The organism is Methylomonas sp. MgM2 (genome assembly GCF_054172045.1).
This window is the reverse complement of record NZ_JBSYXO010000006.1, coordinates 127,497-150,592: the sequence shown is the minus strand read 5'-3', so window position 1 is coordinate 150,592 and position 23,096 is coordinate 127,497. Positions and strand designations below refer to the sequence as shown.

Annotated in this window: 29 protein-coding genes and 3 tRNA genes; 14 read left to right on the top strand and 18 right to left on the bottom strand. The window is 49.9% G+C overall.

Translation table 11 applies throughout. The annotated features are described in order from the left end of the window. The first annotated feature begins 3 nt into the window (after nt 1–3). The 3 genes from ACW73I_RS07275 (at nt 4) to nadA (ending at nt 2,485) form a co-directional block, all read left to right on the top strand. On the top strand, nt 4–483 hold the full coding sequence (locus ACW73I_RS07275) for a DUF2780 domain-containing protein (RefSeq protein WP_458028572.1): 480 nt from the start codon (nt 4–6) through the stop codon (nt 481–483). A 108-nt stretch (nt 484–591) separates the two neighbouring features. Then, nucleotides 592–1,305 (top strand): metal-dependent hydrolase, encoded by a 714-nt coding sequence (locus tag ACW73I_RS07270; protein WP_458028571.1) that lies wholly within the window; start codon nt 592–594, stop codon nt 1,303–1,305. A gap of 82 nt (nt 1,306–1,387) precedes the next feature. Next, complete coding sequence (gene nadA / locus ACW73I_RS07265) at nt 1,388–2,485, top strand: quinolinate synthase NadA (protein ID WP_458028570.1); 1,098 nt, start codon at nt 1,388–1,390, stop codon at nt 2,483–2,485. Here the strand turns inward: nadA and ylqF are convergent. Continuing rightward, nucleotides 2,482–3,390: a ribosome biogenesis GTPase YlqF gene (ylqF, locus tag ACW73I_RS07260; protein ID WP_458028569.1), complete on the bottom strand. Its 909-nt coding sequence runs from the start codon at nt 3,388–3,390 to the stop codon at nt 2,482–2,484. The genes nadA and ylqF overlap by 4 nt on opposite strands. A 167-nt stretch (nt 3,391–3,557) precedes the next feature. Here ylqF and csrA point away from each other — a divergent pair, with 167 nt between their 5' ends. The 4 genes from csrA to ACW73I_RS07240 all read left to right on the top strand — a co-directional run bounded on the left by csrA (nt 3,558) and on the right by ACW73I_RS07240 (nt 4,097). Then, complete coding sequence (gene csrA, locus ACW73I_RS07255) at nt 3,558–3,749, top strand: carbon storage regulator CsrA (protein WP_458028568.1); 192 nt, start codon at nt 3,558–3,560, stop codon at nt 3,747–3,749. 10 nt (nt 3,750–3,759) lie between these two features. Further along, nucleotides 3,760–3,850 (top strand) — tRNA-Ser (locus ACW73I_RS07250). Nucleotides 3,851–3,918: 68 nt separating this feature from the next. Continuing rightward, a tRNA-Arg gene (locus ACW73I_RS07245) sits at nt 3,919–3,995 on the top strand. A gap of 26 nt (nt 3,996–4,021) precedes the next feature. Further along, a tRNA-Asn gene (locus ACW73I_RS07240) sits at nt 4,022–4,097 on the top strand. 170 nt (nt 4,098–4,267) lie between these two features. Here the strand turns inward: ACW73I_RS07240 and ACW73I_RS07235 are convergent. Genes ACW73I_RS07235 through ACW73I_RS07215 form a run of 5 tightly spaced genes read right to left on the bottom strand, consistent with a single transcriptional unit; the run spans nt 4,268 to nt 6,877 of the window. Then, entirely contained in the window at nt 4,268–4,492 is a 225-nt protein-coding gene (locus ACW73I_RS07235; RefSeq protein WP_458028567.1) for a helix-turn-helix transcriptional regulator, read from the bottom strand. 13 nt (nt 4,493–4,505) lie between these two features. Next, complete coding sequence (locus ACW73I_RS07230) at nt 4,506–4,973, bottom strand: FlhC family transcriptional regulator (protein ID WP_458028566.1); 468 nt, start codon at nt 4,971–4,973, stop codon at nt 4,506–4,508. Nucleotides 4,974–4,984: 11 nt separating this feature from the next. Further along, nucleotides 4,985–5,578 carry an STAS-like domain-containing protein gene (locus tag ACW73I_RS07225; protein ID WP_458028565.1) on the bottom strand — a complete coding sequence of 198 codons (594 nt, stop codon included), beginning with the start codon at nt 5,576–5,578 and terminating at the stop codon, nt 4,985–4,987. A gap of 32 nt (nt 5,579–5,610) precedes the next feature. Then, nucleotides 5,611–6,219 (bottom strand): FlhC family transcriptional regulator, encoded by a 609-nt coding sequence (locus tag ACW73I_RS07220; RefSeq protein ID WP_458028564.1) that lies wholly within the window; start codon nt 6,217–6,219, stop codon nt 5,611–5,613. Next, nucleotides 6,209–6,877, bottom strand: a complete 669-nt coding sequence (locus ACW73I_RS07215; protein WP_458028563.1) for a hypothetical protein — start codon at nt 6,875–6,877, stop codon at nt 6,209–6,211. The genes ACW73I_RS07220 and ACW73I_RS07215 overlap by 11 nt, the downstream gene beginning before the upstream one ends. A gap of 84 nt (nt 6,878–6,961) precedes the next feature. Between ACW73I_RS07215 and ACW73I_RS07210 the strand changes: the two genes are divergently transcribed. Beyond that, entirely contained in the window at nt 6,962–7,927 is a 966-nt protein-coding gene (locus tag ACW73I_RS07210) for a hypothetical protein (RefSeq protein WP_458028562.1), read from the top strand. Between the two features lie 213 nt (nt 7,928–8,140). On the opposite strand, the gene ACW73I_RS07205 is transcribed toward ACW73I_RS07210, so the two are convergent. Continuing rightward, a complete protein-coding gene (locus ACW73I_RS07205) occupies nt 8,141–8,638 on the bottom strand; it encodes a hypothetical protein (RefSeq protein WP_458028561.1) in 498 nt (165 codons plus the stop codon). 277 nt (nt 8,639–8,915) lie between these two features. Further along, nucleotides 8,916–9,116, bottom strand: a complete 201-nt coding sequence (locus tag ACW73I_RS07200) for a hypothetical protein (protein ID WP_458028560.1) — start codon at nt 9,114–9,116, stop codon at nt 8,916–8,918. A 165-nt stretch (nt 9,117–9,281) separates the two neighbouring features. On the opposite strand from ACW73I_RS07200, the gene ACW73I_RS07195 reads away from it, so the two are divergent. After that, complete coding sequence (locus tag ACW73I_RS07195; RefSeq protein ID WP_458028559.1) at nt 9,282–9,659, top strand: hypothetical protein; 378 nt, start codon at nt 9,282–9,284, stop codon at nt 9,657–9,659. Here the strand turns inward: ACW73I_RS07195 and ACW73I_RS07190 are convergent. Beyond that, a complete protein-coding gene (locus ACW73I_RS07190; protein WP_458028558.1) occupies nt 9,637–10,173 on the bottom strand; it encodes a hypothetical protein in 537 nt (178 codons plus the stop codon). The two genes, ACW73I_RS07195 and ACW73I_RS07190, sit on opposite strands and share 23 nt — an antisense overlap. A 332-nt stretch (nt 10,174–10,505) precedes the next feature. On the opposite strand from ACW73I_RS07190, the gene ACW73I_RS07185 reads away from it, so the two are divergent. Together ACW73I_RS07185 and ACW73I_RS07180 are read left to right on the top strand one after the other, a co-directional pair. Next, nucleotides 10,506–10,763 (top strand): AbrB/MazE/SpoVT family DNA-binding domain-containing protein, encoded by a 258-nt coding sequence (locus ACW73I_RS07185; RefSeq protein ID WP_458028557.1) that lies wholly within the window; start codon nt 10,506–10,508, stop codon nt 10,761–10,763. Beyond that, a complete protein-coding gene (locus ACW73I_RS07180; RefSeq protein WP_319961815.1) occupies nt 10,760–11,086 on the top strand; it encodes a type II toxin-antitoxin system PemK/MazF family toxin in 327 nt (108 codons plus the stop codon). Before ACW73I_RS07185 ends, ACW73I_RS07180 begins: the two co-directional genes overlap by 4 nt. A 19-nt stretch (nt 11,087–11,105) precedes the next feature. Here ACW73I_RS07180 and ACW73I_RS07175 read toward each other — a convergent pair whose 3' ends face one another. From ACW73I_RS07175 to ssb, 9 genes are all read right to left on the bottom strand, one after another. Beyond that, complete coding sequence (locus ACW73I_RS07175) at nt 11,106–12,929, bottom strand: VWA domain-containing protein (protein ID WP_458028556.1); 1,824 nt, start codon at nt 12,927–12,929, stop codon at nt 11,106–11,108. 84 nt (nt 12,930–13,013) lie between these two features. Further along, on the bottom strand, nt 13,014–14,213 hold the full coding sequence (locus ACW73I_RS07170) for a DUF3150 domain-containing protein (protein ID WP_458028555.1): 1,200 nt from the start codon (nt 14,211–14,213) through the stop codon (nt 13,014–13,016). A 122-nt stretch (nt 14,214–14,335) separates the two neighbouring features. Continuing rightward, nucleotides 14,336–15,082 (bottom strand): hypothetical protein, encoded by a 747-nt coding sequence (locus ACW73I_RS07165; RefSeq protein WP_458028554.1) that lies wholly within the window; start codon nt 15,080–15,082, stop codon nt 14,336–14,338. A gap of 2 nt (nt 15,083–15,084) precedes the next feature. Continuing rightward, nucleotides 15,085–16,026 carry an AAA family ATPase gene (locus tag ACW73I_RS07160; RefSeq protein ID WP_458028553.1) on the bottom strand — a complete coding sequence of 314 codons (942 nt, stop codon included), beginning with the start codon at nt 16,024–16,026 and terminating at the stop codon, nt 15,085–15,087. 110 nt (nt 16,027–16,136) lie between these two features. After that, a complete protein-coding gene (locus ACW73I_RS07155; RefSeq protein ID WP_458028552.1) occupies nt 16,137–16,349 on the bottom strand; it encodes a hypothetical protein in 213 nt (70 codons plus the stop codon). 318 nt (nt 16,350–16,667) lie between these two features. After that, a complete protein-coding gene (locus ACW73I_RS07150) occupies nt 16,668–17,669 on the bottom strand; it encodes a YqaJ viral recombinase family nuclease (protein WP_458028551.1) in 1,002 nt (333 codons plus the stop codon). After that, a complete protein-coding gene (locus tag ACW73I_RS07145; RefSeq protein ID WP_458028550.1) occupies nt 17,666–18,001 on the bottom strand; it encodes a hypothetical protein in 336 nt (111 codons plus the stop codon). Before ACW73I_RS07145 ends, ACW73I_RS07150 begins: the two co-directional genes overlap by 4 nt. A 176-nt stretch (nt 18,002–18,177) precedes the next feature. After that, the gene (gene bet, locus ACW73I_RS07140) at nt 18,178–19,227 is read right to left on the bottom strand and encodes a phage recombination protein Bet (protein ID WP_458028549.1); all 1,050 of its coding nucleotides are present in this window, start codon (nt 19,225–19,227) and stop codon (nt 18,178–18,180) included. 142 nt (nt 19,228–19,369) lie between these two features. Further along, nucleotides 19,370–19,870 carry a single-stranded DNA-binding protein gene (ssb, locus tag ACW73I_RS07135; protein WP_458028548.1) on the bottom strand — a complete coding sequence of 167 codons (501 nt, stop codon included), beginning with the start codon at nt 19,868–19,870 and terminating at the stop codon, nt 19,370–19,372. A 344-nt stretch (nt 19,871–20,214) separates the two neighbouring features. On the opposite strand from ssb, the gene ACW73I_RS07130 reads away from it, so the two are divergent. The 3 genes from ACW73I_RS07130 (at nt 20,215) to ACW73I_RS07120 (ending at nt 23,009) form a co-directional block, all read left to right on the top strand. Next, nucleotides 20,215–20,859, top strand: a complete 645-nt coding sequence (locus tag ACW73I_RS07130; protein WP_458028547.1) for a hypothetical protein — start codon at nt 20,215–20,217, stop codon at nt 20,857–20,859. Nucleotides 20,860–20,982: 123 nt separating this feature from the next. Continuing rightward, a complete protein-coding gene (locus ACW73I_RS07125) occupies nt 20,983–21,720 on the top strand; it encodes a DUF5131 family protein (RefSeq protein ID WP_458028546.1) in 738 nt (245 codons plus the stop codon). Between the two features lie 8 nt (nt 21,721–21,728). Then, nucleotides 21,729–23,009 carry a three-Cys-motif partner protein TcmP gene (locus tag ACW73I_RS07120; RefSeq protein ID WP_458028545.1) on the top strand — a complete coding sequence of 427 codons (1,281 nt, stop codon included), beginning with the start codon at nt 21,729–21,731 and terminating at the stop codon, nt 23,007–23,009. Nucleotides 23,010–23,096 lie beyond the last annotated feature (87 nt).

The window sequence follows — 23,096 nt, the reverse complement described above, 5'->3', positions numbered from 1 at the left end:
CAAATGACGGACAGCGTGATCGCAGAAATTGCGCCAAGCTCGGAATCGACGACAGACCCAATGGTTGAAGCCGATTTAGCTGCTTTTTTAGTCGACCGTTTAGGTATCAATCCGGACCAAGCCAAAGAAGGGATGGGGTTTATTTTCGCATTCGCTCAGCAGCGCACGATGCCTGAGGACTTTGCAAAATTGAGTGGCAGTCTGCCGGATATGGATCAATATTTGGCAGCTGTACCCCGATCCTCTTTTGCTTTTCGATTTAACAATGAAAATATTGCGGTAGATGAAGAACGGCCCGGGCCGGACGATTTGGCGCTATTAGCGGCATCGTTTCAAACTTTAGGAATGAATCCGGAAATGGTTTTTCAATTTGAAGAGACCATATTGCAATACCTGCGGTTACGAGGTGAGTTGGCGGCGATGAGTGTGCTGCAAAATGCCTTATATGTTGATCGTTATCCTGCTCATTCCGACCGGAATTAAGAATTCGATTCCACAGAAAATGTGATTTTGCGATTAGATTTTTTTTGCGTAAATTGACCGCGCATTATTCATATACTTTGTCTGTTATCTCTAATTCATTAATGCGCCGTGGCCAATTTTAAGACCCATGTCAGCGTGACGCTGCTTGCAAGTTCGACAGCAAACGTCGTTGTAGTCAATGGCGGTTTATTTTATGCGGAGCAGAGCGCTTCTTATGTCGTTTTAGGACTGATTGGCGGATTATTGCCGGATATCGATTCGGATCATTCTCGGCAGGTCAGACACTTATTTACCGGTTTAGGATTATGCTGTGCCGGTGTTATTTGGCAAACATTGGAAGACAATCTAAGTCAAAGATTAATAATACCGGTTGCGTTGCTCGCTTTCGGCGTGGTCCGTTATCTGCTTATGTACTTGTTTCAGAGAATGACTGTACACCGTGGGGTGTTTCATTCGGTATTGGCCGGAATATTTTTCGCTTTGCTGCTGGTTTGTATTCGGTACTATTCTCTGGCTACCTCGAATTTGGATGCATGGCTAGGCGGCGTTTTTCTGTTGTTTGGTTTTATCGTGCATTTGTGTTTGGACGAACTGTTTAGCGTTGATTTGGCCAACGGCCGGATGAAAAAATCATTTGGCACAGCCTTAAAAGTATACGGTTATCAAAATCCCGCTGGCTCCATTCTGTTATTGAGCTTAACGACCGCTTTATTATTGATAGCGCCTTCCACAGCGACGTTGTTTGACGCCGTTCGCTTATTTGATTGGGCGCATGCCGCTGAATTAGGGCCGCTGCTCACCGACGCGTTAAATGACATGTGAGGTTAGAAATGAATTTTAAACGGATTTGCGTATCGAACTATTGCGCAATGACATGATTAATTGATAGATAGAGTATTTGACTATGACGACCTCTGCGTTACCCATCCATGATTACGCTTTACTTGATGAAGCCGAATGCGACTCGCGTATACAGGCTGCTAAGGACAAGCTCGGTAAGCGTTGTATCATTCTCGGTCACCATTACCAGCGCGATGAAGTGTTTAAACATGCCGATATTTTCGGTGATTCGCTGAAACTTTCACGCGAGGCCGCTCAATCGGAAGCCGAATATATCGTTTTTTGCGGAGTGCACTTCATGGCTGAAGTGGCGGATATTTTGTCCCGTCCGGAACAGATCGCAATCCTGCCGGATCTGGCGGCCGGCTGTTCTATGGCCGATATGGCCAACAAAGTCAAGGTACAGCAATGTTGGGATGAATTGGCCGAAATCATGGACGTGGAAGATAGCGTGACGCCTGTGACTTATATCAATTCCGCAGCCGACCTCAAGTCATTCTGCGGCCAGCATGGCGGCATCGTTTGTACATCTTCCAATGCCGAAAAAATCCTGAATTGGAGCTTCGGCAAACGCGACAAGGTGTTGTTCTTTCCAGATCAGCATCTAGGCCGCAACACCGGTTACCGAATGGGGATCCCGTTGGAACAAATGGTGACCTGGGATTTCAACAAACCGCGAGGCGGTTTGACCGAGCAGCAAATCCGTGATGCAAAGATCATCTTATGGAAGGGCTATTGCTCGGTACATCAAGCATTCCAACCCGAGCAAATCGACGATTTCAAGGCTAAATATCCGGAAACGATCGTCATTTCACATCCGGAGGCCTGTTTCGAAGTCTGTGAAAAATCCGATCACATTGGATCGACTGAGATGATCTTGAAAACCGTCAGAGAGGCCGAGCCTAATACGCGCTGGCTGGTAGCGACAGAGTTGAATCTGGTTAACCGCCTAGCGCAGGAATGCAAATCCGAGGGTAAAAGTGTGCATTTCATGGCCCCAACTTTGAGCATGTGTTCCACGATGTTTCGCACCGATCCGCAGCATTTGGCGTGGGTGTTGGACAATCTGGTAGCCGGCCATGTGGTCAACCAAGTGTCGGTACCGGCTAAGCAAGCCTCTTTAGCGAAGCGGGCTTTAGATAATATGTTGCGGGTTTCTTAACGGCGCTGTTTTCGCGCCGCTTTCCTGGCTTCTTTCTCAGCGCGAACGGCGGCTAGCTCAGTCAGTTCTTTCTCTATCATCTCTGGCGTTTCCAAACTGATTTGGCCGATCACGCCGGCCCGTAATTCGGTTAAGAACAGTTTGGCCGCTTTATCCAGGTCGATCTGTTGGCCGGAGCGGAGACAGCCGCGGTTTTTGCCTATGGCTTCCAATAAAGCGACTGGGTCGGTTGGAAGATTATCTATCTGATAACGCCTTTTTAGAAACTCGGGATAACTTGTTACCAAATATTCCAGGGCAAATAGAGCAATGTCATCGTGTTGAAATGCGGTATCTTTGATTGCGCCCGTAATCGCGAGACGATAGCCGCTATTGCGATTTTCGACATTTGGCCACAATACGCCGGGAGTATCTGACAAAACGATATTATTTTTTAGATTGATACGCTGCTGTTGTTTGGTAACAGCGGGTTCGTTACCGGTTTTGGCGATACTGCGTCCGGCCAGGATATTAATGATGGTCGACTTTCCCACGTTAGGAATGCCCATGATCATAGTGCGCATGACCTTGTTGGTCTGTGCTTTTTCTGGCAACATTTTGGCGCACAAATCGATTATTTGTTTAATTTTCTCCGGTTGTTGGGTTGATACAGCCAGCGTTTTAACGGACAGTTCCCGTTCGAAGTGGGTTTGCCAGCTTTTTACGGTCTCGGAATCGGCTAAATCGGTCTTGTTAAGGACGCGTATTGTTGGTTTGTCACCGCGGAGTTCCGCCAACATAGGGTTTCGACTGCTAAAAGGAATACGAGCGTCGAGTATTTCTATCAATAAGTCTATGTCGGGTAAGGTGTTTTTGATTTCCTTGCTAGCCTTATGCATATGGCCAGGATACCACTGTATCAGCATTACAATCCCATATTAAATTTTTTGTTGCTAGAAAGTCTATTTTACAGGATGATTGGGCACAGGCCGAAAAGAAAGGCGAAATAGATTCCCTTTTCTTTGAAAAAAAACTATAATAAACAGCTCAGTTTGTTTCTGAAACAAAGTGCTTTGGACATAAGGGAGATGGTATGCTTATCTTGACTCGCAGAGTGGGGGAGACCTTGATGATTGGTGATGAAGTTACCGTCACCGTTCTTGGCGTAAAAGGGAATCAAGTTCGGATTGGCGTTAATGCTCCGAAGGACGTTTCTGTGCACAGGGAAGAAATCTACGAAAGAATCAAAAAAGAGCAATCTGAATCTAGTTCTTCTGAAAGTTAATAAGATTGTAGGAGAGATGGCCGAGAGGCCGAAGGCGCTCCCCTGCTAAGGGAGTATGTGCCAAAAGCGCATCGAGGGTTCGAATCCCTCTCTCTCCGCCACCTTAAACAGAAAATAAAGAATAATTGACAAGGATGTGGATACAAATTAAAATGCTCAAATCGATAAGGCGCCCGTAGCTCAGCTGGATAGAGTACTCGGCTACGAACCGAGCGGTCGGGAGTTCGAATCTCTCCGGGCGCGCCATATTGAATACGTAAGTTTCGAATTAATCCCCTGTAGCTCAGTCGGTAGAGCGGGTGACTGTTAATCACTAGGTCGGCGGTTCGAGCCCGTCCGGGGGAGCCAAATAAATCAAGGGCTTAGATAGAAATATCTAAGCTCTTTTTCATTGCGTGGTCACTTTTGTGGTCACTTTGTTTTTTACTCAAAACACGAAAAAATTTCGTGTTTGATTGAAAAATTGACAGCACCAAACGAAAAACAAGGTTTGAATGCAATGCGCTACATTTAAAGCATCAAAGTGTTTCGACATCTTCTTTGGCTACCCTCTGTTCATAAAATTCCTTAACCTGACTTGCAAGCCACATTTGTGGATTTCGAATTACCGGTGGAGGAACCTCTCCAGCCTTCCTCATTCGCCAAAACTGGGTTCGAGTTACACCCAGTTTTTCGATCATATCGCTGATTTTTAGGAATTCTTTCTCTTTTACGGTCGTATTTTGATCGGATTCAATGTTCACTGGGTAAGCCTGGTCACAAAGGGTTGTTACATACGCTACAGCGTTCAGCAAGATCTTCTCTCGCGTTTAATAGCACCCACGCACGACAATTTGGACAGGTTGAAAGCTGTACTTTTTTATCTTTGATGTCCTGGGATATTACCCATGCAGCGGAAAAATCTAGATTTCCCATTGGATAGGAATGCTTATAGGCATCGAAAGCGGTTATCAATGTGTGAATTTCATTATCGGCCGGCTCATTTCTAGCCGCCTGAAAACAAACTGCAAATAACGTCACGTCTTTATATTTTCGGCGACTTCCCGTCAAACCGCGCGTTGAAAACTTGATGGACCCGCGACTGGGTGAGTGTCCATGTATTTGCCGGTAAATTTGTCGCAGCAATCTGATGGGCATGCCCGTGGCTTGATGCACGATTTTTACCTTGGCATGGCGTTTCAGCAGTTCAATGGCTAACGTCTGTTGCTGATATTTTCTGAGCATAGGTCATTCCCTCAGCAAATAGAGCCGGTTAAACCCAGCATGGCCTCCACCATCTGCGACTGTTCTTTATGGAAGTTCATCAAGAATTGGCTGGAAAAGCGTGGCGTAAAGCAAAGCCAATTGGAGCGAGCGAGGAACTGAATGTCCTCCAAGGACAAATGCCCGAGCGCTATACGCATGGCGTCATCGGTAATTCCCAAGACTAATTCCGTCAATACTGGATTTTCCCGAGCGATTTCTCTGGCTTTGATCAGCCAGGTCTGATTCATGGCGAAAATTTCTTCGTCGCACCCCTGATAATCGAGTGCTAAAAGTTTGTCGAAATAGCCATCCAGGTTGTTGAAAGCGGTTCGCATCAACTGTTCATTTGCGCCACTCATGTTGATGACCATGAGTTTCGATTTCAAATAATCGGCGCCAAACTCAGCAATGAGCGGAAAAAATAATTCCTGAAAGAAGCCCTGCGTGATGTTCTTGACATCCTTGAAATCAAGGGTCAGCGTTTGCTGATTAGCAAAACACTCGCGCGCCAATCGAGCGAGATTTTTGCCATGTATGGGCTGAGGTATTTGGCAATCAGTGGCTGTGACGACAACGATATGCATGCGACTTCTCCTTAGTAGCTGTTGGATCGTCTTTAAAGAGCATTTGGTTTGTTCAATGTGCGCTTTTTTGATTTTGCTGAAACCCAGCGTCGCCGACCTGAGCGATCAGTCCACACGTCGCAGATAGGGCATTGACTAAATGCGGCATCCGGGTGAATCATGCCCAGGTAACGGGCATGGCAATGCCCGCAGAGCATGAAAACTAAATCACCCGCCGAGAGCAGGCTGAATAAATACCAAGCCCGATTGATGTCTAATGGCCATTGTTGCTTTGAGTGCGATTGAATAGATTGGGGATCGGCTAAAATCCTGGACGCAACCTTGCGGTAAATCTCAAAAGCTGCAACCAGTAAAGTCGCATTCGATTTCGGGATACAAAGTCGTTGCCGAATATCTTCAACCATGCTTAAAAATAGAGCGGCATGAATGTTGTTGAAGGCCGAGCGGATGGCCCATTGATGGTCATGCGGCAACATGCCTTGTTTGGGCGATTGTCCTTGTATTGCCTTAAACAAATCGATGCTTTGTTTTCGGGTTAGCTGGCAGAGTTGGCGGACAATCGGTGGACGGGCGCCGAGTTGGATTAATCTTTCCGCTAAAAGCAAGTCGGCACCTATGTTTGGCCGGCTTTTAAAATTCATTGGCTTCATCCGCAGTTCCAGTGATACGAGGTTGAAGAAGATCCACATAAGCCGTCATTGGCAAGTTGCTTGGGGTATAGCTAGGCAATAGCTGAATCACTGCACGGCTACTTTCGGCGTGTTCACGCAGTTGCTCCTGTGTCATGCCGGCGAGTTGGTCTATACCGATTTGATCCAAACCAAAGCGCCAGGCTGTTTCTGCGGGATTACTACGCGCACATTCCCTGGCAAGCATGAGGTATTCGAAATTTAACCGGGCAAGGTCTTCATCGAGTGTTGACATAAACGTCTCTGAGTAAGTTAACGACTGTTGGCGATATGCTAAAAAGACAATCTGGAAATGTCCCGTTCGCAAAGTGACCTGATTTGGGTCACAAATCTCTGGAAGCCTTGGGCGGCGGTAACTTCTGTAGCGGAAAATAATTGTTGTTATGCAATGGCTGAGCCTTTCCAAGTACGGATTGCATCGCCCAATCGATAACATCGGGTAAAACGTAAGGCGTGATGGATTGAATGATTCTGAAATTCTTCTAACCTCATGCCAGTTGCTAGAAACGTTTTCTAAGCTCGTTGTTGTTTTGATCAATGTTTGCCCTGAATATTTAAGCTCAACCATTACCTTTTCTTTGCTCTCATTACGACCTGTTATGGAGGACATTGTTATGAATCGGATGTTTGCTAACAAGACGACTACTGCCGGTTACCTGGTTTGGGGTGGTTTATGCGCGAAGTGATTCAATGCTTGATCGACTGGCTGGATAGCGAACTCAGTGATGAAAAAGGCCATCGCATATTGCGCGCGTTAGCCCAGGAGTCATTAAAAAAAGCGGAATTCGAAGAGTCGAAGCGTCGGTTTACCGCAGACGAAATCGTTGCTGCGGTCGGTGAACCGCTAGGAAATACCGAGCCTAAAAAATGGATCGATTGGCCGGGTTCGTTGAAAAAATATTGGGAAACTCGAGAACCTCAAGTCATAGATTTTGCTCGTAAGCGGGGGCTATCTCATTATCCAAAGCCGGAACGCAAAAGCACAAAGGGAGGTCCTGGACGGTATGCCACGTTCTACATCCAACCTGTGCAAATTCCTGAACTCACGGACGATGATGACCAAGCGGACAATGATTTGAAGGCGGGGAATAAGTCAACCGATGCCCAGGCCATTTATCAAATGACTGAACCCGGTGAAGTTAAACCCAGTTGGATGGCTCGCTGGTTATTTCGTCGGGGACAAATCGAATTACGACAATGGCATGTTTGGGTTGTATTGGGATGGTTACTCACTATCGGTGGCTTTGCTGTTTTACTTTCTTATGGCGGATGGCTGTCATTATCCGTGCCTAGGCCGGTGATGACGCGGGATTTAACATTATTAGTGAGCATTTTTGTAATTCCATACGTCGTCTGGGTGTCCGTCATCAAGCCTTGGGTATTATTGTTCGATGATCGAATCGTCCTGGCACATGAACTGTTCACCAATATTAGGGAAAAGTCGGCGCAGTTCGAACTACTGAGAGATGGCGATTTAAGAGTGATTCGATTAGTTCGTTATTCTGCGTCATGTCCGATCTGCGGAGCTACAATCTATCTCGAAAAAGGTGAACCGGATTACAGGCGAAGGTTGGTGGGGCGTTGTTATGAAAGCCCGCGAGAACATGTCTATAGCTTCGATCGAATCACGCGCTGTGGGAAGCTATTGATTGACCGATAATGTCCAGAAGGGCCAAGACATTCAACAACATCAATTATAAGACGGTCGTGGCGCTGAACAGGCTCTGTCATGCTCGAACGAACAAAATGCCCCCTATGTGCAGTAGAAAACTATGTGTACCTGATGAATGATGCAACCCCGGAGGGGATTGCATCATTCTGCATGGCCGATTAAAACTCGGCGTAGCCGAGCGTAAACCCAGAAAACGGTGCGTCAGATCAGCGCAAACCGCTGACCTTGAATGAAGTCCAGGTATTGCCTGGCTTCGATTTTTGCCTTGAACCGGGCATGCACGGCACCATCGATCCAGACTTCCCACGGCAAGCGTTTAAGCTCGCCTTTCACCAGTTCTAACGCGCCAACCCGAAAGTAGTCGTGTTGGAAAAGTATCTGGCGTGGGCTGTCGATTCGAACAATGCAGTGGTCCAATATTGCCGGACCGCCGATTTCGCCGGGTTCGATCAGTAACGGCACTTTGATCGTGCCGGTCGAGCGGCCGATCCAGCCGATGATGTCGTGCTCATCGAGCCAGGACTGGCCAGTTTGGGTGTCGCCGTAATACAGCCGGATTTTGCGCCGGTTGTACCGAAGTTGTTCCAACAGCTCAATCACTTGTTCCGGTGTATCGGTGTGATAACAGGTGCCGGATGGCAAGCGCTGATACTGTATGCAATGACCAGTGCCGAAGGTGTGTTCAAAGATTTGTTTCATGATGTTGTCCTCAATGTATAAAACGGAAACATCACGATTCCCCAGCGGGAATAGGACATTCCCGTGTGGGTGGAAAAAATGAGTACCTGATCTAATGATCTGGCTGACTCTGGTTTTTATGCATGCTGCGTCTGAAATAGCGCGCGATTTTTGGTGGTTTTTACAACGCTGATTTTCCCAAGGCTTGCAATGCCACTGAAATCAACTGTTCTAAATTCATGCCTTCTGCCGGTGCATGGTGCATTGGCTGATGATTGTCCTTCGACCGGTTAGCCGACTACGCCGATTCTCGATCGATCGGTGAACTTTCGTAGGGTTCTATCTCTTTGTTGCAGTCCGGGCAGCGATCATTACAGGCACAATCCCATTCATCCTCCCATTCGGTTTGGCAGTAGGGACAGCGGTACTGATTCAGATGGCGAACCGTGCTGGCTTCGGTCTGCATTGCAGTAACGCTTGGTGGTTCGATTAATTTCATGGTCATTTCCTCCAACAAAACGCAGGAACGACCACCCGGCAGGATGAGGTTCCTGCAAGTAAAGAACGCTGATTAATGCCGAAAGTCGGCTAGCACAGCGGGGTTGAATTCACACAAAAATCGGTATATGGTGACTAAAACTCTTTAAAAAGCAGAGAAATAGCCATGTTTGACGATATTTTGCGCATTTTTGATTTCCTCAGTCCTAAGCAGACCGAGAGGACGCAACCGGTACGAAAACCGATGGCGATTCCGGTCGATGAACCGCTAAAAGTCGTTCGACATTGCCAACAAATTTTCCAAAAATTGGACACATTGGAAGCCGACGTGCTCAATCGCGTTGACGATCCTGAACAAACCTGGCCGTTTCTCAACAAGATTCGACAAATTCGCCGGGAAACCCAGAACGACTTGTTGTCGTTATTGCCCGAAGGTCACTGCCTACTGGCCGATGACTCCAGTCAATACGGAATTCCGGTTCGCAGCATCAATACTGGAACCGGAACCACGCTAAAGGTATTCAATGGCGGGCTTGCTGATTAACCGGTAACGCGTTGGCATTACCTTTTAGCGCTTCCCGCAATTGAAAAACCTGTTGAGCGGTTTTAGTGGACTTGTCGTCCACCATGGCTGATTCGGTCGCTTTTTTAGACCGCCGACGAGGTTTAGCCTCGGTTTCCGCCGAGACGATCGTCGGTTTGAGTTTCAATAACTCCCGCTCCAGTTTGGCGATTTCAATATCCGCTTCGTAGAGTTTGATGGTTTTCTGTTTGGCTTGATATTGAAGTTCCAAGCGTTCCAGTTCGCGATTCGTTTCGCGATTGCGACTCTGGATTTCTTGACGCACCGAATCCGATATTGCCAACCAATCCACATCTTCGCGACTACGAGGCATGATGACCGGAAGCCGGTTACGCGCCAATCGCTGTGCACGATAGCGGTGAAACATTTGAGCTGCGTGTTTCAATGCGCTCAACAGTTGCAACGCGGTTGCCCAAATCACTCGCAAGGCAAGGATAAACATTGCCAAAAGGATGACGCCGAAAATAAAGTTCATTGAAGTTCTCCTTTATAGAATTTAAGAAAACACTTCGAATGAACAGTACCCGGCCGGGCGATGGTCGCCCGAAGCGGGTTTTGATTTGCAGTGGGTCATACCACTGCGATTTACATCGGGCTTAACGCACCCGACACGATCAAGGGAACACCTTGCTCGCCGCCCAATGACGGAACGCCGACCGAGGTCGGACTCAGCATTCTTTGAAAAGAATGCATGAAGAGTCTGATTTTCCGATGCTGGACTTGAGATGTCGAGCCATTGGAAAATCTGGCCAGCGGATGGTGTTTTATGTTATATTTTTGTATAACAATTATCTCCGGAGCGATGCTATGCACACTACCAATCTACGTAAAGTCGGCGGCTCAGTTATGTTGGCGGTGCCTCCGGCATTATTGGAACAATTACACTTGCAAGCCGGCGCGACGGTAGGCTTGGTTATCGATCACGGCCGATTAGTCGTAGAGCCTTCTCCGAAGCCGCATTACACCCTGGCTGAATTACTGGCCAATTCCGATTATTCAGCACCACTGTCCGAAGAAGAGCGCGAATGGCTCGATACGCCAGCGGTGGGTAATGAACTGCTATGAAGCGAGGAGATATCTATTTAGTCTCGCTCGATCCGACCTCAGGCCATGAACAAAAAGGCAGCCGGCCGGTGGTCATTGTTTCGCCTGATGAGTTCAATCAGGTCACCAAACTGCCAGTGGTATTACCGATCACCACGGGCGGTGATTTCGCGCGGCGCCTGGGATTTGCGGTTCCGTTGACGGGAATCAAAACCACCGGTGTGATTCGCTGCGATCAACCGCGCGTCCTCGATTTGGTGGCACGCCAAGCCCGATGGGTCGATAGCGTGCCGGACGCCATCATGGATGACGTACTAGCACGACTATCGACCTTGTTCGAGTAAGCGAGATCTCCTTCAGTATTTAAGCCGCCAACAACACCGCTTTAGAGAGCTCGAACAATTGCGCTCTCAGCTCTTGAAGTTCGTTGATGGTGATGGCAATCGGGAATAGATGACTGACATCCAGTCCCAACCCCACACCGACGGTTTCAATACCGCTATCGCGGCAGCGCTGCAACAGCTCCAGTGTGCTCAGGGTATCGTTGGGTTGACCATCGGTCATTACCATCAATACCTTGCGCGGTTCCCGGCAACGCAGCAGTGACGCCGCACCAAACCAAATCGCTTCGGTCATCGGCGTACTGCCGGTAGCCGACAAAGAGAAGGCACCAGTTCTGGCATTCACACGTTGGCCATGCTCAATCAGACGAAAAACCGAATCATCGTGATGGCCTGGAAACGCAGTGACGCCGGGATTGACACCCGGAATCCCTTCAAAGGCCAACGCCAGTGCCAAAGTGGCTTCCAATGCAATCGGCATACGCGATCCAGTCGGTTGACCCTGGCTATCGGTTACCTGATAACCCATGCTTTCGGATTTATCGAGTAAGAGATGAATGGCCGTATTCGGTGCCGCTTTCACCTGTTGACGCTGAAATACCCTGATTTCACCGAGAGGTAGGCGATGCAAACGTTTGCCATCCATCCGACGACCACGACAGGCGTGTTGTGGGCGATTTAAGGTTTGCGATTGCACCAGGCCTTGCAACGCGGCGCGGATTTTCCCCGATTCGCTTTGCACCTTGCGCAGCAAAAACGCACCGGCTTGCTCGTCCATGGGCGGCTCGTGGCCGCTCGGCATTAGCAATTCCGATACGTCTTCGGTCGCCAACGACAACGCCGATTTCAGCGATTCGAACAGGTCTTGCTCAATGTCACCGTCTTCGGCGGACAATAGTGTTTGCAAGACGCACATCGGGTCGGGAATCTCCGTATTTTCTACATCCTCATCTTGCGGATTGGATGGAGCACTATCGGAAGATGTTGTCGGTTCTTCGTCAGGATTTTCCGGATTCGATGCATCGTTACCACCGGATTCTGAAGACGATTCGTCATCAGTGTCGTTGGGTAAGCGTTCATCGGACTCCGTGTCATCCTCGGAATCCTTGCCATTCGAATCGTCCGAATCTTCTGAATCTGCGTTCTGATCGGTTTCATCCGGTTCAGGATGCATGGCTTCATCATCCGCCGATGGTTGTGCCTGATTACGCTTCTGTTGTTGCTCGAACTCCTGCTCAATCATGGTCAGGATTCGATCGGTCAAATGCAGGCAATCGGACTCAGAATGCAAACCTTCCGGTACTTCGGACAGCAAGCCTTTCAGCCGCGTCACCGCACCGTTTGGAAACGTTGCCTTCAATGCGATTTCGGTTTCCTCGACCAACGGCCGTAACGCCGACTGACCCAATACCCTGGCACGCAAATTTTTCAAGACAAAGCTGTACAGGATATTGGCCGGATGATCGTCGATGCGGCTGGCGACAAAGTCGCCTTTGGCAATCATCTTTTCAATCACCGTGCCTATCGTCAGTCGCGTACCCGGAAAGCCCTTGGCCAGTTCGTGCTCGATGCGGACATCTTCAATCGCGTTGCAAAGCCGCCGGCGTAATACCGAATTGCCATAATGCAGCGTAAAATCCGAATAGCGAATATGCGCCGTTTCGTGGGCTAACAAGCCCCAGGCGTAATCCTGGTAATCCGGATCATCGCCGTCATACGCCGGCAGTTGAATCGATTTCCCATCGGTATAGGCTTGATCACCGCCTACACTGACTTTAATGCCGAAGCGGTTGCCAATGGCGGCAGCAACGATGGGGAATGCATTGTGTAAGGTTCTATTTTTCATGGTGTGCTCCAAGATAAAGGGCAAACCATGACCCCAGCGGGACATGAATTTGCCCCAGTGGGTGAATAGTTAAATGGCGTCAGATCAGAACCAGTAATCCTGGTCGGAATCGTCCGCTTCCTCATCGCCGCTAGCCGTCACCGTTGCCGGTGCCGCCGCGTGTTCCGAATCATGCGATTGATCGGCATCATGTCCGGTTTTCCGCTCAGACTGATGTTTATCTAGCAAGACTTCCAAAGCCCAGTCATCGGATGTCGATTCCGCTTCCAGATCATCGTCAAATATGCCGTCAAACAGATCCGTAAAATCTGGATCGGGTGCAACGGTCTCTGCGATGACGGGTGGCAGACATGCTGGCGGCTCGGATGTTTCGGCTTCCGCTTGATCGAGGGTTTCTTCAACCTCAACCTCAACATCAGCATCGGTCTGGACTGCCGGCGCTTGCGTTGCCAACAAGCCTTCACCGTGTCGCCGGGTTTTATCCGGATCGGCCAGCAACATGGCTGTGGCGAGGATTTCCTGCAACAGACTACCTTCGATCGAGCCCCGAGTCGGAATTTTGCCGAGCAAGTCGTCAATGGTCGCCACCACCGGCGCTACCCGATGATCCAGAAAACACAAGCCATCGAGCTTGTCGCGGATGCGTTTGATCGGCCTGAGCGCGTTGCGGGTGACTTGTTCCTTGCCGAGTAACGATTGTTCGACCAGCAAGTTGGCATCCACCGCTATTTCATGGAACATCTGCTCGCTTAACGAACCGATTTTGCTTTCCAGGCGTTCGACCTCTTGCTTTGGCATCTGTTCGGGTAAAGCGACTGACACCACCAGATAATCGAACGCCAGGCGGGTGGCGACCAAGGCCACCGAGTCGATGGCTTTTTCGATGATGCCGGCAAATCCCGGATGTTTGACCATCCAGTCTTGTACTGCGGCATCATAGCCATCCAGAAATTCGGACCTGGCCTGGGCAAAATCCCCGGCGATCCGATCCAGTTCCGCTGTGACTTGCGCCGCTGCCGAGACCGGTACGATGAAGCCACCGAGAAACCGGGTGCCGACGCGCAAGCAAATGCGTTCGGCTTCTTTTTTCAACCGGTTGAATACCGATAGACGGTCCGGATCGAGCAAGCGCTTCGAGCCCAAACTGGCCAAATCCTCCGGCGGCAACTTGCTACCGTCGGCCAGTACCAGATCCTCCTTGTTGAGCTTCTTACGCGCGCCGTAAATCGTGGCGTCGACCTTGATCAAGACCACTTGATCTAAAATGAGTTGCGTTTGTGTCATGTGTGCCTCCTTGGGAAGTAGGCTCACTGACCCCGTGGGGGCAAATGGCCCCTTCCGGGTGAATGTTAAAAAACTGCAGCGAACAGTTCGCTGCAGGAATCAATGGTCGGAACCTCAGCTGATCAAAACCAGTGATCGGTTTGATCGGCCATGGCCAACGCCAGATCAAGTCGGGGTTTCAATAGCCCCAAACTTTCCGCCAACGGCCTAAGCACTTCGATGTCGGTCTCGAACAACGCCAAAACGTCCGCTTCAGCTTTCAGGTCTGCCGACACATCACGGCCGCTTTCGGTGGCAATACCCACCGAAACACCGGGAAAGGCCGCATGCTTCAAGGCCATCAACCACAGCCAAGGCAATACCCCGTGTTCGAGGTCGATTTGACCGCTGAGATCGAAGGCTTCCTCGCCCAGACTGGCATCGATCAACCGCTGCCAACCGGACCAGTCACTTACGGCAAGTCCTTGAGCCTGAGACCAGGCTTCCAGATCGGCCAACCAACGCCGCAACGCGCTACCCAACTCAAGCATGGTATTACGCCCGGCGCGACAATCGACATGCCAATACAGCTTGTCGACCGCGACCGCCTGGGGCGGTATGGACGAGGTAGCCGTTATCGGTACCGTTCGGGGTAAGCGGATGTTACCGTCGGCATCGATCTCGACTTCGCCGACAAATACATAGCCCTTGGCCTGTTTTTGCTGTTCGATATCGTGCTGGCGAATCCCGGTTCGCGTGTTGATGCTCGGCAGACGAGAAGCTGTCTTGCCCCAACGGGTCGAGATCGAACCGTCGGCATTCGTAGTGACGGCCCAGTCCTTGGAATTACCATCACTATTGCGATAGCGGAACAAACTCCACACGGCCATGACTACACCGCCCAATCGTCCCCGAACACATCCTTGGCGATGCGATGAATCGCTTCGCGTTCGGCGGGTTCGGCACGGAAGGTCAAGGCCCGGTCCAAGGAATAGGCCAAGGCATTCGGCGCGCTTTTAAACGTGGCGACCAAGGATGCCCAACGCACTAAGCCGCGCGTAGATAAGGTCACCGACAACATGCCGCCGCCATCCGCACCGCCGATGAAGACTTTACGAATCTGATTGGCGACTTTAATCATGCTTTCCCGTACCGATTCCGGCATGGTCGGCACCACATCGGCCAACAGTTTCATTTCGTCTTCGGGTTCGGGATAACCGACTTCCATCAATCTAAAACGATCGAGAAACGCCAGGTTTTGCCGTAACACACCCTGGTACAAACCCGATTGATCGCCGCTGCCGGCACTATTACCGGTGGCGACCAAACGAAATTTGGGGTGCGCGGCAATCACATCGCCGGTCTGCGGAATCGTCAACGGCTTGCCTTCGACGATTTCATTCAGGCCGATCAACTCCGCGGGATCGATGGCATCGATTTCGTTGATCAACAACACATGGCCCAGGCGGACTGCCAGAGTCAACGGGCCGTCGATCCACTTCATCGAGCCGCCGTCGACCAGCATGTACTGGCCCAGCAGATCGTTCAGTTCCAGCCGGCCGTGACCGGTGACCGAATGCACACCCCAATTGAGACGTGCCGCAACTTGTTCCAACAATGAGGTTTTTCCTGAACCGGTCGGTCCGGTCAGGTATAAGCCATCGCCGTTATGCGCGCCTAAAAACGCCAATACATCCCGCAAGTGATCCTTACGAAACACATACGGCTTAATAGCCGGTACATAGAGGTTATTTGCCGGAACAAAGCCTTCCACTTTCATGGAAGCCGGTGCCTGAATGCCGAAGGTGTCGGCAATGGAATAGGATTGATACATGGTGAGCTCCTCGAGGACTAGCCTCAAATGACAAGGGGCGCACCGACCCCGTGGGGTGATGAGCCCCAACGGGTGATTAAAATCCTGGCAAGCCAGGGTAGATAAAGCAATTAACGCAACTGCATCACGCAGTACATCGCCCATTCGGCGCGGGCCAACAGCTCCCGATCCATCAAACGCACGATGCGCTGAATGTCGCTTCTCAAACCTGGGTCCGAGAGCTGACGGTGCATCTCCAGCAGTAAACGTTTTTTGGCCTGGATGTCGTTGCTATGAGCAACGTTCAACCAGCCGTGCAAGGTTTTCCAAAAGTCTTGATTCATAATGACCTCCTTCAATCGATAAAAGGGGTCACCGGCTCCCGCAAGGGTGATGAACCCCAACGGGACAAACAAAACACCAGGCTTGACGCACCTGGCACACGAGGCAAATGCTCATGCCGCTTAACAACGGAACGCCGGTCGAAACCGGATTCGGGATTCCACGAAGGGAATACCTGAACGATGCGGGTTTTGGGTTGGACTTTGCGACAAAGCTCAGCCTAAAACCGACGTGCCCGATCTAATTCGATCATGCCGTCAATGAATGAACATCCTGTAACCACCAGGATTACAGGATGTTGTGAAACGAACCATCAAAACTCAAAACCAAAAGTCCATGTCTACCAGGTCTTTCAAGGCCTGCGCGTCGAACGGCACTTCGGCATGTTTACCGTCGTCGTCCCGGCAGGTCACGCGAACTCGCGTAGCCGACGGTTTTCGATAGACTTCCAGCGCCGAAGCCTGAACATCCGGTTGCAGAGCCTGAAGTGCCGCCTTGTAATCGATGGCGCCCTGGCTTTGAAAACGGCTGATGCGTAACCCGGAATGCTCCGCGGCCACGGAATCGCCCATCAAGGTAACCAATGTATCTTCAATGCGCGACTGCTCGTCCTCTAACTGGTTGAGTTGGCTTTTGATATCCAAGATCGTCAATGCCCGCTGCCGATACGTGGCCGCCAGTTGTTGCCATTGCTGCTCCGCATGACCTTTGGGCAAATACAAATCGCGTTCGGGATCCTTGTTCGGTTCCTTTTTCGATTTGACCGCCGACCAGAAATCCATCGCCGTTTCGACCAGCTCGGTGAGAAACGTCTCATCGCGCTGAATCTCGAACTCGACGTCCTGGCCTTGGTGGTAGAAAAACAAAAACCCGAACTCGGCATCGGCGACCAGCAGTTGCTGTTGCACTTGGCACCAATACAACTGATAGGCTGCCGAAGCTTCCCGATTCAACAGCACATCCAGAAACGTGGTCTCGTGTGGACATTTGATTTCCACGGGTTCATTCGTTTCGGATAAGCCGTCGAACGAGGCGCGCATCAAGGGGAACTGCTCCGACTCGCCGCACAGCGGCAATAACATCAGAGCGTGTTTATCCTCGAAGCGTTGCAAAGCCTCGGGCTCTTGCCGGATGCCGGCGCGGATCAACGGGTTGTTGTCCAGACTGGCTTCCAGTACCAGGCCGATCTTCTCCGCCCACAACCTCCAAGGAGTTTTGTACGGCGAACGATTCATGATGACCGCCGCTTCGCTGGCACTGACGCCTTGTAAGCGCCACTGCCGCCATGGAGTGGAACGTTGCGAAACGTCGACGACCTTCATCGCGAGAATCCGGTCAACTGCACATGGCAACCGAAGCGCACCGTCTCGATGCCGAGCTTGTGCAATTGGGTTTGGCAACGCCGGGCCCAATGGCCATCGCCGAACAGCAACAGCAGTTCGTCTTGCGCCGGTAAACAGACACCGCCAAAACTCTCGGCCAGTGTCGTCAGTTCCGGTCGGCTCAAGGGCTGCGGATTCGGTTCGCTGGACTGGGGGCGCCACAGGCGTTCCAGAAAGCCACGGCCGTGACGGCGTAACACGGTGGGTGAATCGTAACGTTGCCAGTCGGTATGACAGGGCACGCGGTTCAATGATTGATCGATAGCAGTCATGATCTCTCTCCTTATAAGAAAATCAGAGCATCATGAATCCCCACACGGGCGAATCATGACGCCCTGAAGGGGTGGTAATTGAAGTGACGGCCGCTGAAAACCAGCAAACGTCAGAATAAAAACAGCCTAGCCGATTGCCCGATTAAGCAACGGGATAGCCCTGTGCGGCAAAATGACTAACTGCTGGAACCCAAAGTTTGACGAGCTTGATTCATGGCCATCTCTTTCGGTGACAATGGCGGCATGACGGTAGCTTCAGTTTGACCCAATGCCGGTGTGGTCCTGGGTTCAACCTCCGATACCTTGTCCAACTCGGCCAACGCAAAGGTCAGATCGATGCCTTTGAACTTCTGATTGGCATAGTCGTAGGCCGCTTTCCAGGCACCAGCCGCTGTTGTACGTCTAACCAGTTCCGCCACGGCTTTTTGCACCTTGGGATGGATTTGCGACAAGTCGATTACGCGCTGTGCATCAACGCTAGATGAGCCAACCACATCATCGTCATTGCCAGCCGCCTCATTCACAACAGTGGCACTGCCATCGATCACGTTACCGTCAGTAATGTCATCTAACGCTTTGCCATCCATCTCCTCGGCGGCATAACCGCATTCCTCCGGAAAAGCAGCCCTGAGCGATGCTGCTTTACCGCATTTGGATAATTGCCCCTTGGGGCGTTTGATCCACATCGCGGTCGGCACTTGCGAGTTTTTACCACCGGCCGTGCTATAAGCCTCCAGCCAGTAGACTTCCTCGGTAAAGGCGCAACGTTTGCCGCCGACGATCCGGTACACAGTAACCGCCACCCATTCGGGAAAGGTCACGGTGACGCTGGATTCTTGCCATTGCTCGTTGTCGTCCTTGTAACGTCCGGTAAAGGTTTTGGTGACATCGGGGCCCCACACGGGACGGTCCATGCCTGCCCAAACACCAGTTCTGGATGCGGTGGTCTGGATTTCCATGATGGACGGCCAGACGGTCTCGACATTGCGGCCCAAAGCGGCACTCCACATCGGCACGATATGCACCGGCTTTTTAAAGATGTCGAGCTTGCGGGCCTTGCAATAATCCAGCGCCATCAGAATGGCTTCCGGAGTTTTGGCGGTCGGAAAGGTAACTTCGGTTAATACTTTCCAGGATTGCTCCGACAGACCGTAGCTTTGCTGAACAACAGTTGGCATCGGCAAGTCACGGGTTTTGGGTAAGGTGTTGCGGTTGTTTTGGCTCATGGTGGGTCTCCTTCAATAAAAAAGGGAACGCCATCGCCCGCCGGGGAATGGAGTTCCCCAGTGGGTTGAAATACCGAAACCTGAAAAGGGTCGGTGGTGTAATCGTTAAACCAACGAACGCCAATAATTGGCGAGCCGGGATTTAATGGATGGGCATATCGCTGTAATCGTCATCCCAATCGGCGTCCTCAGGGGCCGCAGGCGATGATAACGAACCGTTGGCGGCTGCCAATGCATTTGGGCGATCCAGCATCTGCAATTCAAAGGCGGCGATTTCGGTACGGTACCGTTTATCGCCTGCTTGGCCCCATTGCTGGGTACGCAAACGGCCTTCGATGTAGATCTGGCTGCCTTTGTGCAAATACTGCTCGGCGGTATCGGCCAGTTTTTTGAAAAACACCACCCGATGCCATTCGGTTCGCTCCTGCTTGCCGTTTTTAGGATCGTTCCAGACTTCACTGGTTGCCAAACGGACAGCGACGACTTTGCCGCCGTTATTGGGCATAAAGCGAACATCCGGATCGGCGCCGAGCCGGCCCAGCAAGATGACTTTGTTCACGCCGCGATTGGCCATGATGACATTCCTCCTGTCGGCCGCGCCCGACTCAACGATAACAATACCCAGCGGCGCGGCGATGGGCATGCCGGAGCGCCAAATCCCTGCTGGGAATCGAGACGCCCGGCAGGGTAAACACAATCAATAGTCACATCAGGCTTGACGCACCTGACACGCCGATGGACAACCACCGTCGCCGCTCAAAAACGGAACGCCGACCGAAGTCGGATCAAGGCGATCATGAAAGATCAGCCGAGAAAGTCTGGGAAGAAGCGGAAGGCTGAAGGGCAACCGGTTCCGTTGGCGGGTATTGAAGCAGAGATTTTTTGAAGTGTTCTTGCAGCTGATGACGAATTCGCCGTCGTCTGCGGAAAGGCTTGAAAGAATTTGGCATACGATCATGAACCATTCGTCCACATCAGGAAACGGTCATGTCCGAAGCAGCTCCACAGCCTAAACCATCCTCGCGTCGCGCCATCAGTCGGCCGATATTTGAACGCACGTTTAGCATCAACAGCGAACAAGCCATTCGGGTGATTCGCAACAGCTATCACCGTTTGATGGTGTCCTTGTACGCGATCGACGTAATCCTGCGCATCATCGGCCGGGAGGAAACCGTCGATGAAATTGAAAGCCTCGTCAGTCAGATGATTGCTGAATGCGCGGAGCAACTGCAGCAGGAAATGATAAGGCTGGAAAAACTCAAGGCCGACAATGGCATCAGCGAAACGCCGACTTACACGCACCCCAGGGAATTTATGGCCAAGATTGCCTCGCCGCAGATTGCGCAATTCGTCGAGTTGATTCGTTTATTGGACCAATTGATGATCGTGATGGATACCTTGTGGCTGTGCCAGGTCATCTCCAACAAACATTGCATCGAGGCCCGTTACCAGTGGCAGCAGCGCTTGCAACGGCTGGCGAATAAAATTGTGACGATGGAACGGCATGCACACCAGGCGGCTTATGAGCAGGGGTATGGGGAGGAAGTTAAGTTCGCTAGGGAAGAGTCAGGTTTGATGTCGGAGCCAGAAGCGCGGAACACCGAAAATATCCCTGACGGCGCTGATTTTTGAGAATTGATTAGGGGGTATAAGCTAACCGTGTGATGGCTATCTGAGCCGATTCCTTTAGTTATCGGGTTGCACGAATCGATAAATCGCTAACCTTAACTATATAATTACAGCGGAGGTTTTCTTATGGCAGCTAAATCACAAATCGAATGGACAGAACAAACGTGGAATCCCACAACGGGTTGCACGAAGATTTCACCGGGTTGTAAACACTGCTATGCTGAAATCATGGCAGGCAGACTGCAAGCTATGAAAGCAAACGGATATGAGAATGGGTTCCAATTATCCATTTTACCTGAGAGGCTTACTCAGCCTGTACGCCGTAAGAAACCAACACTATATTTTGTAAATTCGATGAGTGATTTGTTTCATGAAGGCATTCCTGATCAATTTCTGGATCAGGTGTTTTCAGTCATTCAACAAACACCGCAACACACCTATCAAATTCTTACAAAGCGCGCCGAACGATTACCTGAATATTTCAGAAATCGCTTGTGCCCAGACAATGTCTGGTTAGGTGTGTCGGTTGAAGATCAGCAATATGGTGTGCCACGTATTGATTATTTACGGCGGGTCAATGCAAAGACGCGTTTTCTATCAGTTGAGCCTCTACTTGAGGATTTAGGCGAAATTGATCTGACCGGAATTCATTGGGTCATAGTAGGGGGCGAGTCCGGTCCAAAAGCGCGTTTTATGAAACCGGAGTGGGTCGTAAATGTAAAACAGCAAGCTGATAGCGTAGGGGCCGCCTTTTTCTTCAAACAGTGGGGTGGTTGGGGTGTTGACGGGAAAAAGCGGGCGAAAAAGGCAAATGGCCGCATGCTAAATGGACGCATTTTTAACGAAATGCCTTTCAATTTATAAGGACTAGAATGGCGAAAAAACACTATGAGTGGAACCCTGACTCACCGGCTGACATAGATCAACACAGCTTAGCCAAACATGAAATATTGCGATCATATTTGGTTAATTATGTACAAACGTTAATTTCAACCCCTTACCAAGAAGAGCTCAAATTAACACTAGTTGATGGCTTTTCAGGCGGTGGCATTTATAAGCACAGCACTACAAACCAGCTTGTTTATGGCTCTCCCATTATTATGCTGGATGCTATTAAAGAGGCTGAATTCTTAATAAATCGCGAGCGCCGTAAAAAAATTGTTTTTAAAATTGACTACTTTTTTATCGATAGCGATAAAAGTGCCTGTGTCTGTTTAAATAGGGTATTAATTGACAAAGGCTATGAGAGTTTAATTGGAAAATCCATATTCATTCATCAAGCAACCTTTGATTCTCAGGCAAATAGCATTATCGAATTTGTAAGCAAAAAAAGTACACGTTCTAAAAGAGCTATTTTTCTACTCGATCAATACGGATATTCAGATGTACCTACCGACCACATAAGAAAAATCCTGACGTCACTACCCGGTTCAGAAGTTATTCTAAATTTTAATGTTGACTCCTTTATCAATTATGCAAATGACGGGCAGTTGACCAAAAACTTACTCAATAAAGCGGGTATTCCGAATGCCCTCAGAGGTCGTTCTATCGCTGATATTAAGCGCTCTGAAAAGGATTGGCGTTTTTTTATTCAAAGTTGTTTATATCAAGAGCTAGTCCAGAATTGTGGAGCGCGTTATTACACTCCGTTCTTCATTCGCTCATCTGGTGGTCATGGCGATTATTGGTTAGTGCATTTGTCGCAACATCACCGAGCACGGGATGTGATGACTCAAATTCATTGGCAAAAAAATAACTATTTCATCCATTATGGCAGTCCAGGCTTGGACATGTTTCAGATAGTTGGTTATATCCCCGAAAGAGATAGTGCTTATACGGGACAAATGGAGTTGGATTTTTGTTTTGATGATCCTGCTCAGGAAGCCAGTATTGATGCACTTTCTCATGACATACCGCACTTGGTCTATGCACGTGACGAAGGCATTTCCTTTGGTGAATTATTTGCAACCACCTGTAACAATTCTGCAGCTTCGGCTGAAATTTATAGGGAAGCCATTGGTTGTTTAATTGATTATAAGCAAGTAGAAGTCATTTCAGAAAACGGTGCTAGACGCAAATCACCCAACACCATCCATGATAAAGACCAGATTATTGCACCCCGACAAAGATTGATATTTGAGTTTTCGAATTGATGCCAATCTATAAGTGGTTGTTGATGCTGATTGAGCATATTCCAAGCCGTTGACGAGAATTTAAAGCGGCACTAGAGCGATGATTTC